The 16,597-nt window shown below is 59.8% G+C and carries 16 protein-coding genes; 12 read left to right on the top strand and 4 right to left on the bottom strand.

Features of this window, described 5'->3' with window-relative positions:
* Positions 1-96: 96 nt before the first annotated feature.
* The 7 genes from livH to MHM84_RS01770 all read left to right on the top strand — a co-directional run bounded on the left by livH (position 97) and on the right by MHM84_RS01770 (position 8,036).
* Complete coding sequence (gene livH / locus MHM84_RS01800; protein ID WP_239261840.1) at positions 97-1,017, top strand: high-affinity branched-chain amino acid ABC transporter permease LivH; 921 nt, start codon at positions 97-99, stop codon at positions 1,015-1,017.
* Entirely contained in the window at positions 1,017-2,270 is a 1,254-nt protein-coding gene (locus MHM84_RS01795; RefSeq protein ID WP_239261837.1) for a high-affinity branched-chain amino acid ABC transporter permease LivM, read from the top strand. The genes livH and MHM84_RS01795 overlap by 1 nt, the downstream gene beginning before the upstream one ends.
* Complete coding sequence (gene livG / locus MHM84_RS01790; RefSeq protein WP_343218268.1) at positions 2,263-3,033, top strand: high-affinity branched-chain amino acid ABC transporter ATP-binding protein LivG; 771 nt, start codon at positions 2,263-2,265, stop codon at positions 3,031-3,033. The genes MHM84_RS01795 and livG overlap by 8 nt, the downstream gene beginning before the upstream one ends.
* A 9-nt stretch (positions 3,034-3,042) precedes the next feature.
* Entirely contained in the window at positions 3,043-3,744 is a 702-nt protein-coding gene (locus MHM84_RS01785; protein ID WP_239263776.1) for an ABC transporter ATP-binding protein, read from the top strand.
* Between the two features lie 212 nt (positions 3,745-3,956).
* Positions 3,957-5,462, top strand: coding sequence for a fumarate hydratase (locus MHM84_RS01780; protein WP_239261834.1), 1,506 nt, complete (start codon positions 3,957-3,959; stop codon positions 5,460-5,462).
* A 106-nt stretch (positions 5,463-5,568) separates the two neighbouring features.
* On the top strand, positions 5,569-6,987 hold the full coding sequence (gene cls, locus MHM84_RS01775; protein WP_239261831.1) for a cardiolipin synthase: 1,419 nt from the start codon (positions 5,569-5,571) through the stop codon (positions 6,985-6,987).
* A 131-nt stretch (positions 6,988-7,118) separates the two neighbouring features.
* Complete coding sequence (locus tag MHM84_RS01770) at positions 7,119-8,036, top strand: LysR family transcriptional regulator (RefSeq protein ID WP_239261828.1); 918 nt, start codon at positions 7,119-7,121, stop codon at positions 8,034-8,036.
* Between the two features lie 12 nt (positions 8,037-8,048).
* Here MHM84_RS01770 and MHM84_RS01765 read toward each other — a convergent pair whose 3' ends face one another.
* Entirely contained in the window at positions 8,049-9,125 is a 1,077-nt protein-coding gene (locus MHM84_RS01765; protein WP_239261825.1) for a bifunctional nicotinamide-nucleotide adenylyltransferase/Nudix hydroxylase, read from the bottom strand.
* A 190-nt stretch (positions 9,126-9,315) separates the two neighbouring features.
* On the opposite strand from MHM84_RS01765, the gene MHM84_RS01760 reads away from it, so the two are divergent.
* Together MHM84_RS01760 and MHM84_RS01755 are read left to right on the top strand one after the other, a co-directional pair.
* Positions 9,316-10,230: a YihY/virulence factor BrkB family protein gene (locus MHM84_RS01760; RefSeq protein WP_239261823.1), complete on the top strand. Its 915-nt coding sequence runs from the start codon at positions 9,316-9,318 to the stop codon at positions 10,228-10,230.
* 101 nt (positions 10,231-10,331) lie between these two features.
* Entirely contained in the window at positions 10,332-10,604 is a 273-nt protein-coding gene (locus tag MHM84_RS01755; protein ID WP_239261821.1) for an acylphosphatase, read from the top strand.
* 3 nt (positions 10,605-10,607) lie between these two features.
* Here MHM84_RS01755 and MHM84_RS01750 read toward each other — a convergent pair whose 3' ends face one another.
* The 3 genes from MHM84_RS01750 to MHM84_RS01740 form a co-directional block, all read right to left on the bottom strand.
* Positions 10,608-11,549, bottom strand: coding sequence for a nucleoside hydrolase (locus tag MHM84_RS01750; protein ID WP_239261819.1), 942 nt, complete (start codon positions 11,547-11,549; stop codon positions 10,608-10,610).
* Between the two features lie 71 nt (positions 11,550-11,620).
* Complete coding sequence (locus MHM84_RS01745) at positions 11,621-12,541, bottom strand: ribokinase (protein WP_239261817.1); 921 nt, start codon at positions 12,539-12,541, stop codon at positions 11,621-11,623.
* A 134-nt stretch (positions 12,542-12,675) separates the two neighbouring features.
* Positions 12,676-13,614 (bottom strand): D-2-hydroxyacid dehydrogenase, encoded by a 939-nt coding sequence (locus tag MHM84_RS01740; RefSeq protein ID WP_239261815.1) that lies wholly within the window; start codon positions 13,612-13,614, stop codon positions 12,676-12,678.
* 184 nt (positions 13,615-13,798) lie between these two features.
* Between MHM84_RS01740 and MHM84_RS01735 the strand changes: the two genes are divergently transcribed.
* The 3 genes from MHM84_RS01735 (at position 13,799) to ruvC (ending at position 16,573) form a co-directional block, all read left to right on the top strand.
* On the top strand, positions 13,799-14,062 hold the full coding sequence (locus MHM84_RS01735) for a zinc ribbon domain-containing protein (protein WP_239261813.1): 264 nt from the start codon (positions 13,799-13,801) through the stop codon (positions 14,060-14,062).
* A 58-nt stretch (positions 14,063-14,120) separates the two neighbouring features.
* Entirely contained in the window at positions 14,121-15,902 is a 1,782-nt protein-coding gene (aspS, locus tag MHM84_RS01730; RefSeq protein ID WP_239261812.1) for an aspartate--tRNA ligase, read from the top strand.
* 131 nt (positions 15,903-16,033) lie between these two features.
* Positions 16,034-16,573, top strand: coding sequence for a crossover junction endodeoxyribonuclease RuvC (ruvC, locus tag MHM84_RS01725; protein WP_239261810.1), 540 nt, complete (start codon positions 16,034-16,036; stop codon positions 16,571-16,573).
* The last annotated feature ends 24 nt before the right edge of the window (positions 16,574-16,597 follow it).

Below are 16,597 nucleotides of genomic sequence, written 5' to 3'. Positions count from 1 at the left end.
CTTCGGTTCAGCATGGCATCACCGTCGCTTGAGCGACGTCGACCTTCGCCTGGCCGGTCAAAAACCGGCTAGGCGTCTTTGCGCAGGTAATTCCTCATGGAAGCTTTCCTCTACTTCCTTCAGCAGGTGATCAACGGCCTCACCATAGGCAGCACCTACGCGCTGATTGCCATTGGCTATACCATGGTCTACGGCATCATCGGCATGATCAATTTCGCTCATGGCGAAATCTACATGATCTCGACCTATGTGGTGTTCATCGTCATTGCCGGCCTGTCGATGCTGGGGATCGACAGTACCGTGTTCCTGATGGCCGCCGCCCTGCTGGTTGCGATCGTCGTGGCCAGTGCCCATGCCTTTGCCGTCGAACGGGTGGCCTATCGGCCCGTACGTGGTTCCAAGCGCTTGATTGCGTTGATTTCCGCCATCGGCATGTCGATTTTCCTGCAGAACTACATCTTGCTGGCGCAGGGGTCTCGCGACAAGGCGATTGCCAGCCTGTTGCCCGGTGGCTGGCAGTTCGGCGGCGATGGCTTCGCCGTCAATCTCTCTTATATGCAGGTCATCATCTTTGCCGTCACCCTGATCAGCATGACGGTGCTGGCGCTGTTCATCTCGCGTTCACGCCTGGGCAGGGCCTGTCGTGCCTGTTCCCAGGACCGAGGTATGGCCAATCTGTTGGGGATAAACACCGACTTGATCATTTCGATGACCTTCGTCATCGGGGCGGCGCTGGCCGCCGTGGCCGGTTTGCTGCTCGGCATGTATTACGGCGTGGTCAACCCGTATATCGGCTTCCTGGCCGGTCTCAAGGCGTTCACGGCGGCGGTGCTCGGCGGCATTGGCAGTATTCCAGGTGCCGTGCTGGGCGGTCTGATCCTGGGCGTGGCCGAGGCAATGACCGGGGCCTACCTGTCCACGGAATACAACGATGTGGTGTCGTTCGGTCTATTGATCCTGATTCTGCTGTTCCGTCCCTGGGGAATACTCGGCAAGCCTGAAGTGGAGAAGATCTGATGAAAGGCAAATTGCTTCCCGCTTTCTTCGCCGCCGGGCTGACGTTGCTGCTGGGGGCGTCCGTACTCGGTATCCAACTGCAATCCCAGGGCATCGAGACGGTCGTGGTCGTGCACGGTCCATGGACCTGGCTGGGCCTGTTCGCAGCAGCCGGGATCGTGTTCGTCTATCAACTGGTCAAGGATCGCGTACAGCGGGTGCGTGAAAACGCCAGGCAGGGCTCGCGCTTCCGGCTGCCCGCGTTTCTGGAGAATCATGCCCAGCGCCGCTTGATGTTGGCACTGGCCATCGGTGCCTTGCTGTTGTTCCCTTTCATGGCCGAGCGTAGTGCCGTCGATATCGCCACCCTGACGCTGATCTACGTGATGCTCGGTCTCGGGCTCAACGTGGTGGTGGGGCTGGCCGGCCTGCTCGATCTCGGTTACGTGGGGTTCTATGCCGTCGGTGCGTATACCTATGCCCTGCTGAACAGCTATTTCGGCTTCAGCTTCTGGGAAGCGTTGCCCATCGCTGGCGGGATGACGGCGCTGTTCGGGTATTTGCTGGGCTTTCCCGTGTTGCGTTTGCGTGGCGATTACCTGGCCATCGTGACGCTGGGATTCGGCGAGATCATTCGGATCCTGCTCAACAACCTGACCGGGATCACTGGCGGGCCCAATGGCATCGCACGGATCCCCGAGCCATCGTTGTTCAATCTGCAGTTCGCCCGGCGTGCCGATGAAGGATATACCTCGTTCCATGAATTCTTCGGCATCGCCTACGATCCCATGCACAAGGTGATCTACCTGTACGTTCTCGCCTTGCTGTTCGCGCTGGCCGTGGCCTACATCATCTATCGCCTGATGCGCATGCCGATCGGTAGAGCCTGGGAGGCGCTGCGTGAGGACGATATCGCCTGCCGTTCGCTGGGGCTGAACCCGACGGGCGTCAAACTCTCGGCGTTCACCATCGGCGCGAGCTTCGCCGGGATCGCCGGGTCTATCTTTGCGGCGCGTCAAGGGTTCATCAGCCCGCTGTCGTTCACGTTCATCGAATCGGCCATCGTGCTGGCGATCGTCGTGCTCGGTGGGATGGGATCGCAACTGGGGGTCATTCTGGCAGCGATAGCCATGACATTGCTGCCCGAAATCGCTCGCGAGTTCAACGAGTACCGCATGCTGCTGTTCGGTCTGATCATGGTGCTGATGATGGTCTGGCGCCCGCAGGGGCTGTTGCCGCTCAAGCGTCCGCAGATGGAGTTGAACCGTGGCTGATACCCCTTTGCTTTCCGTCCGCAATCTTTCCATGCGCTTCGGCGGTCTGTTGGCGGTCGACCGGGTGAGCATGGATGTGGCTCCCTGTGAAGTCGTGTCGATCATCGGTCCCAACGGTGCCGGCAAGACGACCGTGTTCAACTGCATCAGCGGTTTCTACCGACCCACTGGTGGGGAGGTCATCTTCGAGGGCAAGCCGATGCATCGGCTACCCGGGTTCAGGATCGCCCGGGCGGGGATGGTGCGAACGTTCCAGAACGTTCGCCTGTTCAAGGAGATGACCGTCATCGAAAATTTGCTGGTCGCCCAGCACATGCAGGCCGAGCGCAATCTGCTCAAGGGCCTGTTCCTGACGCGGGGTTTTCGGCGCCGCGAGGCCGAATTGATGGACCGCGCCGCCCATTGGCTGGAGCGGGTGGGCCTGATCGAATTCGCCAACCGTGAGGCAGGCAATCTGGCTTATGGACAACAGCGTCGCCTGGAAATAGCCCGCTGCATGGTAACGCAGCCGAAGCTGCTGATGCTCGATGAGCCGGCGGCGGGGCTGAACCCCAATGAGACGCGCGATCTCGACCGCCTGATCGTCCAGCTCAAGGAAGAAGAGAAGATTACGGTTTTGCTGATCGAACACGACATGAGCCTCGTCATGGGGATTTCCGATCGCATCTATGTGGTCAATCAGGGCCAGCCATTGGCCGATGGCACCCCGGAGCAGGTCCGACGCAATCCCGAAGTGATCAAGGCCTATCTGGGGGAGGAGTAGCGCATGGCGATGTTGGATGTCGTCAATCTGACGACGCATTACGGGCCGATTCAGGCGCTCGATGGCGTATCGTTGAGCGTCGAGCACGGCGAGATCGTCACGCTCGTGGGCTCCAATGGGGCCGGCAAGACTACCTTGCTGATGTCCATTTGCGGTGATCCCAAACCGACCTCGGGCACCATCCGCTTCGAGAACGAAGAGATCCACTCACTGCCTACCTCACGCATCATGCGCACCGGGCTCGCTGTGGTGCCGGAAGGGCGGCGCATCTTTACCGGCATGACGGTGGAGGAGAATCTGGCGATGGGCGGCTATTACCGCGATAAGCACGAGATCGCCCGGGATACCGACTATGTACTGGCGCTCTTTCCCCGACTCAAGGAGCGTTATCATCAGCGGGGAGGGACCATGTCCGGCGGCGAGCAGCAGATGCTCGCCATCGCCCGCGCCCTGATGAGCCGACCGCGTCTGCTGCTCCTCGATGAGCCGTCGCTGGGGCTGGCGCCGATCGTCATTGCCCAGATCTTCGAAATCATCGAGAAGTTGCGTGAAGAAGGTACGACCATTTTTCTGGTGGAGCAGAATGCACATCGTGCCTTGTCGATCGCCGACCGAGGCTATGTACTCGAGCATGGCCGCGTCGTGTTGGCCGACAGCGGTAAGGCACTATTGGCCAACGACGAGGTGCGTCGCGCCTATCTCGGTGGCTGATTGAGCATGGCCTGGCGGAGCGCTTTGCGGCTCCGCCTTTTCTTGCTCTGATACTTATACCGTTATCTAAGATGCATTTTAAAAGAGCAAAGCGCAACGGTACCTGCCGCCACTGGTTCAGTGAGGTATAATCCGCGCCCACTGGAACCTCGCCATTGGCTGCCTGACCGGCCATGTCGCGTGTCTCGTTTTCTGCCAGGAGTTCTTGTCAAATGACCGTGATCCGCCAGGATGACCTGATCCAGAGCGTTGCCGACGCCCTGCAGTACATTTCCTACTATCACCCCAAGGATTTCATCGACGCGATGCATGCGGCGTATCAGCGCGAGGAGAATCCGGCGGCGAAGGACGCCATCGCCCAGATCCTGATCAACTCCCGCATGTGCGCCATGGGACATCGTCCGATCTGCCAGGATACCGGCATCGTCACCGTTTTCGTGCATGTCGGCATGAATGTGCGCTGGGAGGCCGAGATGAGCCTCGACGACATGATCAATGAAGGGGTGCGCCGGGCCTACCAGCTTCCTGACAATGTGCTGCGTGCTTCGGTATTGGCCGATCCGGACGGCAAGCGTCAGAATACCAAGGACAACACGCCGGCGATCATCCATCACAAGATCGTGCCAGGCGACACGGTCGAGGTGCATGTGGCGGCCAAGGGCGGTGGTAGCGAGGCGAAATCCAAGTTCGCCATGCTCAATCCGTCCGACAGCGTGGTCGACTGGGTGCTCGAGCAGCTGCCCAAGATGGGCGCCGGTTGGTGCCCGCCCGGCATGCTGGGTATCGGTATCGGCGGCACGGCGGAAAAGGCCATGGAAATCGCCAAGGAAGCGCTGCTCGATCCCATCGACATCCAGGAGTTGCAGGCCCGCGGCGCCAGCAACCGGGCCGAAGAGCTGCGCCTGGAGCTATTCGATAAGGTCAACAAGAGCGGTATCGGTGCCCAGGGTCTGGGTGGGCTGACTACGGTACTCGATATCAAGGTCAAGGATTTTCCCACGCACGCCGCGAACAAGCCGGTGGCCATCATTCCCAATTGCGCGGCGACGCGTCACGTGCATTTTTCGCTGGATGGCAGTGGCGCTGCCGAGCTGCCGGCGCCCAAGCTCGAGGATTGGCCGGAAATCAGCTGGAAAGTGGGTGACAACGTGCGTCGTGTCAATCTGGATGACGTGACTCCCGAAGACGTACAGACTTGGCAGCCCGGCGATACCGTCCTTCTGTCCGGCAAGCTGTTGACCGGGCGCGATGCGGCGCACAAGCGTATGATCGACATGCTGGCCAAGGGACAGGAGCTTCCCGTGGACATGCAGGGTCGCTTCATCTACTACGTCGGTCCGGTGGATCCTGTCGGTGACGAAGTGGTGGGGCCGGCCGGTCCGACGACGGCGACCCGGATGGACAAGTTCACCCGGACGATGCTCGAGCAGACCGGCCTGTTGGGTATGGTCGGCAAGGCGGAGCGGGGGCCGATGGCGATCGAGGCAATTCGTGACAACAAGGCCGTTTATCTCATGGCCGTGGGTGGTGCCGCCTACCTGGTAGCCCAGGCAATCAAGAAGTCCCGCGTCGTGGGGTTCGAGGATTTGGGCATGGAAGCGATCTACGAATTCGAGATCGAGGACATGCCGGTCACCGTAGCGGTGGACAGTCGGGGCGAATCAGTGCATCAGACCGGCCCGGCCAAGTGGAAAGAAATTATCGCCGAGCGGGCCTGATAGGGTAGGCTCTAGCATCGAGCACGGCCCCGCCTTCGGTGGGGCCGTGTCATTCATGGTCGAGGGATTTCGGGTATCTTGGCGTGCCATTGTAAAAGGAGCCGCAATGACATCCTGGCTTGTGGGGCTCGGCGTTGCCTTTTTCCACATAGGGGGGGTGATTTCCGCCGTCCTGGCACTCATGTCCAGCCGTACGTCGCAAGGTGCGGTGGCATGGATCATCTCGCTGGTAACGTTTCCTTATGTGGCTTTGCCGGCGTATTGGGTCTTTGGCAGGCCGCGTTTCTATGGCTATGTCTCGGCACGTGGCGAGCATGATACGGCGCTGCGTCGTGTGTTGGAGCGCTACCGGCCGTTGATCGCGCCCTATCTGGCGGATTCGAGACGGGGAAACGTGCGGGCCGTCGAGCGTTTGGCGATGATGCCGATGACCAGCGGCAACCGTGCGGAATTGCTGATCGATGGCGACGCCACGTTCGACAGTCTGTTTCACGGTATCGCACAGGCCAAAGAGTACATTCTCATTCAATTCTTCATCGTGCGCCGCGACCGGCTGGGAATCGAACTCAAGGACCGGCTGATACGACAAGCCGAGCGTGGGGTTCGTGTCTATTTCCTGTTTGACGAGATAGGCTGCCGAGGGCTGAACGATGGATATCTCAACGATCTGCGCCAAGCAGGTATCGAAGCCAGAGCGTTCAATTCATCGCGGGGGGTGCGGCACCGCTTCCAGCTAAACTTCCGCAATCATCGCAAGGTGATGGTCGTCGACGGGCAGTGCGGTTGGACGGGTGGGCTCAATGCGGGGATCGAGTATCTCGGTGAAGACCCGCGTCACGGGCCCTGGCGCGACACCCATCTCAAGTTGTCCGGACCCAGCGTCCTCGGGCTGCAGGAAGCGTTCTGGGAGGACTGGTATTGGGCTGCGGGCCAAGTGCTGGCCCTGACCTGGAAACCCCAGGTCACCTGTACCGAATGCCAGAACGTCATTATCGTTCCATCGGGACCGGCAGATCCGCAAGAGACGGCAAGCCTGCTGATCCAGCATGCGATCCACAGTGCCCAGCATCGGTTCTGGGTGACAAGCCCCTACTTCGTGCCTGATCAAAGCGTTCAGGATGCCTTGCGCCTGGCGGCGCTCCGAGGTGTCGATGTCCGGGTCATGATTCCCGAACGCCCCGACCACTTGCTCGTTTTCCTGTCGGCCTTCTCGTTTCTGCCGGACATGTTGCGTGCCGGTGTCAGAATATACCGTTATCAGCCCGGTTTTCTGCATCAGAAAGTCATGTTGATAGACGATCACAGTGCTGCCGTTGGCACGGTCAACCTGGACAATCGTTCGTTCAGGCTCAATTTCGAATTGACGGCATTCATACCCGATCGCGGTTTCGCCGCGGAAGTCGAGAGCATGTTGCTGGAGGACTTCGAGCGATGTCGCGAAATAGCCCTCAATGAACTGGAGCGACGCCCCCTGTGGCGTAAGCTGGTATCGCGCGCGGCCTACCTGATGGCTCCGGTGCAGTAAGCATCGTTTGGTCGACCCGCACTTCACGAATCCCGACATGCACGTGGTGGGGTCGCAACTGGAGGGGTAAACTCCTGTTTTCGTTACCGGCATTTGCCGGTTCGGCTGATAACTGAGGTAGCGGAGTCGCGGTGAACCTTGAAACCAAATGGCTGGAGGATTTCGTCGCCCTGGCCAATACGCGCAGTTTTTCCGCCTCGGCGCGTCAGCGCCATGTCACCCAGCCGGCGTTTAGCCGCCGGATCCGCTCCTTGGAGCAGGCCGTCGGCAAGACGCTCGTCGATCGCTCTACGACGCCGGTCGGGCTGACACCGGAAGGACAGCTGTTTCTGGTGACGGCACGCAACCTGGTCGAGCAGCTCAACGAATGTCTCGGGCATTTGCGTGGCTTGTCGATGGCCAACGAAGCCTTGGATGTCGTCGCTGCACACTCGCTGGCGTTGGCCTTCTATCCGCGTTGGATTTCCCGATTGCAGAAAGGAGTGGGGGAGTTGCCTACCCGGTTGGTGGCGATGAATGTAGGGGATGCCATTCATGTGCTTCGGGAAGGCAACTGCGACCTGATGCTCGGCTACCATGACCCCTATGCGACCATGCAACTCGATGGCGATGTATTTCCTTCATTCTCTATCGGGAATGCCAAAATGATTCCGGTGTGTTTGCCGGATACCGATGGGCTGCCTTGCTTCCCGCTATCCGGTAGCGACTCCATTCCGTTCCTTGCTTACACCCAAGGCGCTTTCCTGGGACGTAGCGTACGTATGCTGCTGAAGAACGACCCGTTGCGCTTGCGCCTGAAAACGGTCTACGAAACCGCGATGGCAGAGGGCTTGAAAGGCATGGCCTTGCAAGGTGTCGGCATGGCGTGGATTCCCGATTTCTGTGTGCGCGAAGAACTGACCAGTGGGCGACTGGTGCGCGCCGGTGAGGCCAAGTGGGACATTCCTCTCGAAGTGCGCCTCTATCGCTGTTCGCTGGTTCACAAGCCTGGTGTGGAGCGTTTGTGGCGGCAGATGATGAAGCTGCCACGGGATTTCCTGCAAGCCTGAGCCTGCACTTCGTCAGGGCGTGGTCCAGCCTGCAGGAAGGCCGAGAAAGTTCTGGATGATGAAGAAGTGGTCCTCGAACAGCGTCTCGGGCTCGAGGTCTGCCAATGCCACCCACTGTGCGGTATCGCCTCCTTTGGCTGGCTTGAGCTTGGGCAACTGTTGCTCGGGACGCAGGGCGAAATAAAAAGCCTCGGCGAGGGAGCGGCCACGCCAGCTTCGATGCGGCTCGTCGAAAAGGCGCCGGCCACGTAGCGATCCCTTGAGTACCGGCTCCGGCACTTTCAGGCGGATGCGCTCACGTAGATCGCGCAGGCAGGCATCGAGCAGCCGTTCATGAGGATTGATGAATCCGCCAGGCAGCGCGAACAGCCCCTTGCCAGGCGCCGCTTTGCGCTTGACGAGCAGCACGTGTCCCGATTGGACGACGACGGCATTGACGGTCACGAAGATGGGCGGATAGGGGGCCTGCGACCATGCCCGACGGTATTGCTCGACCAGGTTCTGTTCTTCCAACAACTGCTGGCCTGCCGATGTCTGATGAAACGCCGTGAGTGCCTGGTGAACCTTGGGTGGCAGATCATGCTCGGCACCGGTAGCCAAATAGTCCTCGGCAGAAGCGCTGGAATGAAAAAGTCGTTCACGAATCTGGCTGGCCGAAATGCCATCGACCAACGGGACGCTAACGGACTCCCATTGCGGAAAGAGGCTCAAGTAATAGCTCGACTGACCTCGACTGGCGCCAATCAGACCGATACGCGGCAGTTTTCCTTGGCTGGGGCGGGCAATGTCCCGCACCTTGCGCTGTACGTCACGTACCCAGACATCATCATTGTAGAGCGCATCCAGCAAGGGCTCGATCTCGAGACGTTGGTTGTCGCGTAGATCGAAACAGCTGCGTAGCATGTCTCGCCGCTCTTCGAAGCGCCACGGATTACGCAGCGACCTTGCCTGCCAGGCCGAGCCGATCAGCACGATAACTTGTCTTGCGCGCTTGAGAGCCTCGTGTATTACGGTCAGATGCCCCAGGTGAGGCGGCTGAAAACGGCCGATAAAAACCAGGCAGTCGAAATCAAAGCTTGTTTCAGGCATATGAGCGTCGGGCTCGGCGTCGTCACGCAGAAGCGAAATGGCGTGGAGCGCCATTATGGGTGCAGGGTTGTTGCCCTGCAAGGAAGCAGGCAAAGTCTCGTATCGGTTTTTTCTCACATTTCGTTGTCACGATCACTTGGTTATGCTGAGGGCGACGGCGCATTCTGGAGGTGGGCGAGTGGTCAAGAAAATGGCGCTGAATTGGTACCGGATCGTCCTCAATGCCATTCAGCTGTGGCTGGAGCACAACGCGTTCAGTTATGCAGGCTCCCTGGCCTTCTACACGCTATTCTCGCTCGCCCCAACGGTCATCATCGCCGTAACGGTGATTGGCGTGGTGTTCGGCGAAGAGGCGGCGCAAGGGGAGATCGTTACGCAACTGCAAGACGCCATCGGCCCAGGCGCTGCCCAAGCCGTAGAGCAGGCGGTCATTCAGTCGCGCATCGAGACATCGGGGGTGCTGCCCACGCTGATCGGCATAGGAGCCCTGTTGGTGGGTGCCACTACCGTGTTCGCGCAGATGCAGTATTCGCTCAATACGATATGGGGCGTTACGTCCAATCCGGACAGGAGTAGCCTGAGGGCATTTATCAAGACCCGTCTACTCTCCCTGACGGTCGTTCTGGCAATCGGGTTCGTACTGTTGGTCTCGCTAGTGATGGGTGTCGTTCTGCGAGCCATCTTTGTCTTCGCCAGCAACTGGCTACCTGCAGGGGAGTTTCTGCTGAGCAGCGCCGAGTCGTTGCTTTCACTGCTGATGATCACGGCATTCTTTGCCGCACTGTTCAAGATACTCCCCGATGTGGTCATCGGCTGGCGTGATGTGATCATCGGCTCGGTTGTGACCGCGGTGCTTTTTTCTATCGGACGTTACGCCATTGCCGCCTACTTGGCTTATACGGCCACAGCGTCGACTTACGGCGCAGCGGGGTCGGTGGTTTTGGTGCTTCTCTGGGTCTACTACTCTTCGCTGATTCTGCTGTTCGGTGCGGCACTGACGCGAACGCATCTGGAAGCCAAGGGGCGAACCATCATGCCGCGCAACACGGCGGTGCGCGTTCAGCGCCAGGTGATCGATCGCGATCGGGGGTCAGCGGAGAGCTAGAGCCGATACTCTGTGTCGAGAGGCGCAGCGTGACCTTGGGGGCGGGCGGCTAGGAGTGCTAAAACGTAGTTGGTGCCATTCATGATGAAGGGAAGCTGACCATGAGTAAATGCTGTGTCAGGGCGCTGGTTTCGGGCAAGGTGCAAGGGGTGTTTTACCGCCGGGCTGCCCAGGAACGAGCGCTAGGTGCAGGGGTGACTGGCTACGCCAGCAATCTGCCGGATGGGAGCGTCGAAGTGGTCCTGTGTGGCGAAGGCGAAGCGGTCGACTCCGTCGTCAAATGGCTATGGAATGGGCCACCCGATGCCAAGGTGACCCATGTCGAGGTGGAGGGCTGCGAATGGCGCGATTACGACACCTTCGCTACCTCCTGAGTCTTAGCTAAGCACATCGACGATCCAGGACACTACTGCCTCCCCATCGGCATTGAGGCAGACATCAACCATGGGCGTGCTGGACCAGCGCTCGCCGAGGAAGGGGCGGCCCTCCGGAGCGAATATAGTCTGGCCTTCGGCATATCCTTCGGTAGCGACGGTCAAGTGGCCGCGTGCCGTAGTGAAAAGCTCGGGCTTCATCAACCAGGCAAGTGCACAGCTGTCATGGGGGCAGCAGCCATCGATGCCCAGCGCACCACGATAAAAGTCGCTATAGAAGCGGTAACTGCCGGCCAGTACCTGACCCAGTTTCCCTTGGGCATCGGCAATCCGTTCCATGTCGGCAGGGCTCAGCACACACCGATGGGTCGCATCGAGCCCCACCAGGGTCAAAGGCCATCCTGCCGTCAATACGCGCGAGGCGGCATGCGGGTCGTTGAACATGTTGGCTTCAGCCACGGGCGTGACGTTACCGCCTTCACGGATCGAGCCGCCCATGATGACGACCTGTTTCACTTTATTGACGATGTCCGGGTCGAGTTGCAGTGCCGCAGCCAGGTTGCCTACGGGGCCGACGGCTACCAGCGTAATTTCATTGGGTCGGGCATTGACCTGTTCGACGATGAACTCCGCTGCACTCATGGCCAGCGCTTTGCCGTTGACGCCTGGCAATTCGATATTGCCCAGACCGTTAGCGCCATGGATATGCGCCGGAGCGGGATGCTTGGCCTTGACCAGCGGGGCGGCGGCACCCTGGGCAACGGGGATATTCTGACCGGCCAACTCGGAAAGCAGCAAAGCGTTGTGAGTCGCCGTGTCGATATCAACGTTACCGTAGGTTGTCGTCAGCCCGAGTAGTTCGATGTCGGAATGGGCCAGTGCAATGGCGATGGCTTGTGCGTCGTCGACGCCTGGATCGGTATCGAAGATGATCGGTATCGGCATGATGAGCTTCCTTGTGCGAGTTTATGGTCGGGCAGGGCCCGCTTGGAAACCATCGTCATCCAAACGGGCGATCATGATGGTAAGAGTTCCAGCTCAGGCCAACCCCGGGTGACATCCAGGACTTCACTCAGTACCGGAATGCTGGGAGCGGCGCCATCTCGTTGTACGCACAGGGCCGCTGCAGCACTGGCCAAACGCAAGGCGCCTACCAGGTCGGTATCGTGCTGTCGCGCTGCCATGAAGTAACCGATGAAGGTGTCGCCAGCCGCCGTGGTGTCCTTGGGGTCGACGTGGTGGGCTGGCAGCCGATACTGAACATCGCCGTTCAGGTAACAGACGCCTTCACTGCCAAGCGTGAGAACGATTTCCACGTGCGGAAGACGTTTGCGCAGCGCTTCGATCAGCGTTTGTGCCGAGGCTGTATCGTCGAGCCCTACTAGCGCTGCGGCTTCGCCGCGGTTGAGAAACAACAGCCGACAGATATCGAGAGGCAGTCGCAGCACGGAGGCCGTCATCGGGGCAGGATTGAACGCAACTTGCATGCCGCGCTCTGCCGCGAGGGTCATCATCTTGCCGACGGCATTGCATTCGTTCTGTAACAGGAGCCAGTCGCCTCTATCCGCGGAGGCGGCGAGGGCACTTTGCTGCGCATCGGTAAAGCCGTGGTTGGCGCCCGGGTGGACGATGATCGCATTCTCGCCATGATCGTCGACCTGGATGAGGGCATGCCCGCTGGCATCGGCCGTCAATTCGATGTGGGCAATGTTCACGCCTGCCGATGAAAGGGTCTCGAGGACCCAGCGATCGCCTTGGCCCAGACGCCCCCAGTGCACGACTTGCCCGCCGGCACGGGCAATGGCCAGGGACTGATTTGCCCCTTTGCCACCGAGAACCTGACGGTAACCATGACTCGATAGAGTCTCTCCCGTCCTGACGAGGTGGGGCACTCGGTAGACATGATCGATGTTCACCGACCCATAGTTATAGAGCATGCGTGTTCCTGGCTGTTCTGCGTCTCGTAGCGGTCTGTCGTTAACGCCTCGGTTTTGTTCCGAGTATTGTTATCGAGGCCATGCGTTGCAAGTGGGTTCTAGGAAACTCTTTTATACCGTTAACTAAGATGCTATTAGCCATCATATTTCCATTCTTTGATATTATTCGCAGTCAATACCACGACGTTCTGCCGAGCTTCGGGGCTAATCCAGGCACTGTGCGGCGTTACGATGAGATTTAGCGGCTCTGCCATGGCCTCGATCAGTGCATGGCCCTCGCGCGGTGGTTCCTGAGGCAGTACATCGACACCCAATCCGCCGATCCTCCCGTCTCGCAGTGCGCGCAATGCCGCTTGCTCGTCGATGACGCTTCCGCGTGCGCAGTTAATCAGCAAGACATCACGCTTCATCTCTTTCAGCAGGTCATCGTCAACCAGATGATGGGTCGCCTCTGTCAACGGGCAATGCAGGCTCAGTACGTCTGCCGAAGCGGCTAACTGCTTGAGTGAAGGGCGTTCGTCAGTGTCTTCGCTGCCAGGCCGGGCGGCAAAGACTACATCCATCTCGAATGCGCTGGCGAGACGCGCAACGGCATTGCCAAGCACGCCACTGCCGACGATGACTAGGCGTTTGCCGGCAAGCTGCAAGGTGCGATGCTCAAGCAGGCAGAAAAAAGGGCTTTGCCCCCATCGTCCCGCCGCTACGTCACGCTGATAGAGAGGGAGGCGGTTGGCCAATGCCAGGATTAGCATTAGGGTGTGCTGGGCCACGCTTTGCGTGCCATAAGCGCTAACGTTGCGGACCGCAATGCCTAGTCGCTCTGCCGCTGCCATGTCGATGTTATTGGTGCCGGTCGCTAAAACGCAGATCAATTTCAACTGCGGTAGACTGGCAAGCAATTCTTCGCCGAGCACCACCTTGTTGACCATGACGATATCGGCGCCTTCCAGGCGCTCCTGGCATTCCTCCGGGGACGTCAGGGAATGGACCGTCAACTCGTCTACCTCACGACGCAACGGGGACAGATCGATATCGTCTCCCAGGGTGGCGGCATCCAGTATCACGGCTTTCATCAGCGGTCTCTCCACGGCAGGTTAGAATGTCTTTGGTACATGCGGCCTTGCCCCTCGGGGGCCGCAACACGCTATAATATGCGGCTCTCGAGGCAGCCTTGGAAAGCGCGTCGACTGACCGCATATTGCAATCGCCGCATGCTATACGTCTGCGGTCGTGTTATGTCACAGAGTGATAAGAACCATGCCCATCTACGAATATGAGTGCAAGGCCTGTGGCCATCGTCTCGAAAAATTGCAGAAGGTCAGTGCCACCCCATTAACGGAATGTCCCGCCTGTGAAAAACCCGAACTGGCGCGCCTGATATCCGCCGCCGGGTTCCGTCTGGCTGGCGGTGGCTGGTACGAAACCGATTTCAAGTCAGGTGGCAAGAAGAACCTTGCCGACGACACTGGCGACAAGAGTGCGCCGAGTACCCCGGGTAAGGAAAGCAAGGCGACCGCCTGACGTTCCTGCCGGCAAATGCCGGCAGGGCTCATACGAAAGCAACTGAACAGGATTTGACATGCGCAGCCATTATTGCGGCCAGTTGAACGAGACCCAGGTGGATGAAGAGGTCACGCTGTGTGGATGGGTACATCGCCGCCGAGATCACGGCGGCGTGATCTTTCTCGACCTGCGCGACCGGGATGGCATCGCTCAGGTCGTGGTCGACCCCGACACCCCCGATGCGTTCGCGACCGCTGACCGTGCACGTAACGAGTATGTGCTGCGCATTCGTGGCCGGGTCCGGTTGCGTCCCGAGGGAACTCAGAACCCCAACATGCCGACCGGCTTGATCGAAGTTCTGGCCAAGCAGGTCGAGGTGTTGAACACGGCGGCGACTCCACCGTTTCAGCTCGACGAGCACGGCAAGGTCGGCGAAGAAGTGCGCCTGAAGCACCGTTACATCGACCTGCGTCGTCCCGAGATGATCGATAAGCTACGCCTGCGTTCGCGTATCTCGCACAGCGTGCGCGCCTATCTCGAGGGTGAAGGGTTCCTGGACATCGAGACGCCGATCCTGACCCGGGCCACGCCGGAAGGGGCGCGTGATTATCTGGTGCCGAGTCGCACCCATCCCGGCCACTTCTTTGCACTGCCGCAATCCCCGCAGCTCTTCAAGCAGTTGCTGATGGTGTCCGGTTTCGATCGGTACTACCAGATTGCCAAGTGTTTCCGTGACGAGGACCTGCGTGCCGATCGCCAGCCCGAGTTCACTCAGATCGATCTCGAGGCATCGTTCGTCGATGAAAACGACATCATCGCCATTACCGAGCGCATGATTCGTCAGCTGTTCGTCGAGGTCCTCGATGTCGAACTGCCCGCCTTTCCGCGCATGCCTTATGCCGAGGCCATGCAGCGCTACGGTTCCGACAAGCCGGATCTGAGAATCCCGCTGGAACTGGTCGACGTCGATGACCTGATGAAGGATGTCGACTTCAAGGTTTTCTCCGGTCCGGCCAAGGCCGACGATGGCCGTGTAGCGGCGCTCAAGGTGAGCGGCGGCGCCAAGCTGACCCGCAAGGAAATCGACGATTACACCAAGTTCGTGAGTATCTACGGCGCCAAGGGGCTGGCGTGGATCAAGGTCAACGAACGTGGCAAGGGGCTCGAAGGGCTGCAGTCGCCCATCGTCAAGTTCATGGAGGGCATCGTCGAGACGCTACTGGAGCGCGTCGGTGCAGAAGATGGCGACATCATCTTCTTCGGTGCCGATAAGGCGCGGGTCGTCAACGAAGCGCTCGGCGCGTTGCGCGTCAAGCTGGGCGGCGATCTCGACCTGTACACCCAGGCGTGGGCACCGCTATGGGTGGTTGATTTCCCGATGTTCGAAGCCGACGATGCCGGACGCCTCTCCGCGCTTCACCATCCGTTCACGGCACCGTCCTGCTCCCCGGATGAGCTCAAGGCCAGTCCGGCCACGGCGCTGTCCCGGGCTTACGACATGGTGCTGAACGGGACTGAACTGGGTGGCGGGTCGATTCGTATCCACGATCAGGCCATGCAGCGTGCCGTCTTCGAGGTGCTCGGCATCGGTGCCGAGGAAGCCGAAGAGAAGTTCGGCTTCCTGCTGGACGCCCTGCAATACGGCGCACCGCCGCATGGCGGGCTGGCGTTCGGTCTGGACCGGCTGGTCATGCTGATGACCGGGGCGAAGACGATCCGTGAAGTCATCGCCTTTCCAAAGACCCAGAGTGCTGCGGATCTCATGACCGACGCGCCTGGCGAAGTCAGCCCTGACCAGCTCAAGGATCTCAACATCCGTCTGCGCCAGAAAGCCAAGGTAACGTCCGACGAAGAATAATCTCGGCGTCGGGACAACGTTACTTCACATCGCGGAGCCGGCACCCTGTTACAGGGTGCCGGCTTGCTACTGTCAAGGTGCACCGCTCGTGCCAGCGAATCGCGGGATCGGGTGGTGGGAGGCTCGCTGCAATGATCGTATTGGGGATCGACCCTGGCTCTCGAATTACGGGGTATGGCGTGCTGGACGTATCTCTGGCCCAGCCACGTTATATCGCCAGTGGCTGCATACGTATCCGCAATGACGATTTGGCCCAGAAGCTTGCCCAGGTCTATGCGGGGGTGGCAGAGCTGATCGCGATGTATCGTCCTGCCGAGTTCGCCATCGAGCAAGTGTTCATGTCACGCAATGCAGACTCGGCGTTGAAGTTGGGGCAGGCTCGTGGAACCGCCATCGTATGTGCCGCCAATCATGGTCTACCGGTCTACGAGTACGGGCCGAAGCAGGTCAAGCAGGCGGTGACCGGAACGGGCGGTGCCGACAAGCAACAGGTGCAGCACATGGTGACGGCGGTCCTCGGCCTGAGCGATACACCGCAGGAGGATGCAGCCGATGCGCTGGCGATCGCCCTGACACATGGGCATGCCCGGGTGGGCTTGGTCCAGCAGGGAAGTTTCGGTGGGCGGCGGCGCAGTACCAGGCAAGGCTGGCGGGATTTCCGCCCCTCTTGACCGCTTGTGAACAGTGTTCACGCA

Source organism: Halomonas sp. McH1-25 (assembly GCF_022348165.1).
Classification (GTDB): Bacteria; Pseudomonadota; Gammaproteobacteria; order Pseudomonadales; family Halomonadaceae; genus Modicisalibacter.
Note: the sequence above shows the minus strand (reverse complement) of the source record. Positions and strands in the feature narration are given on the sequence as shown.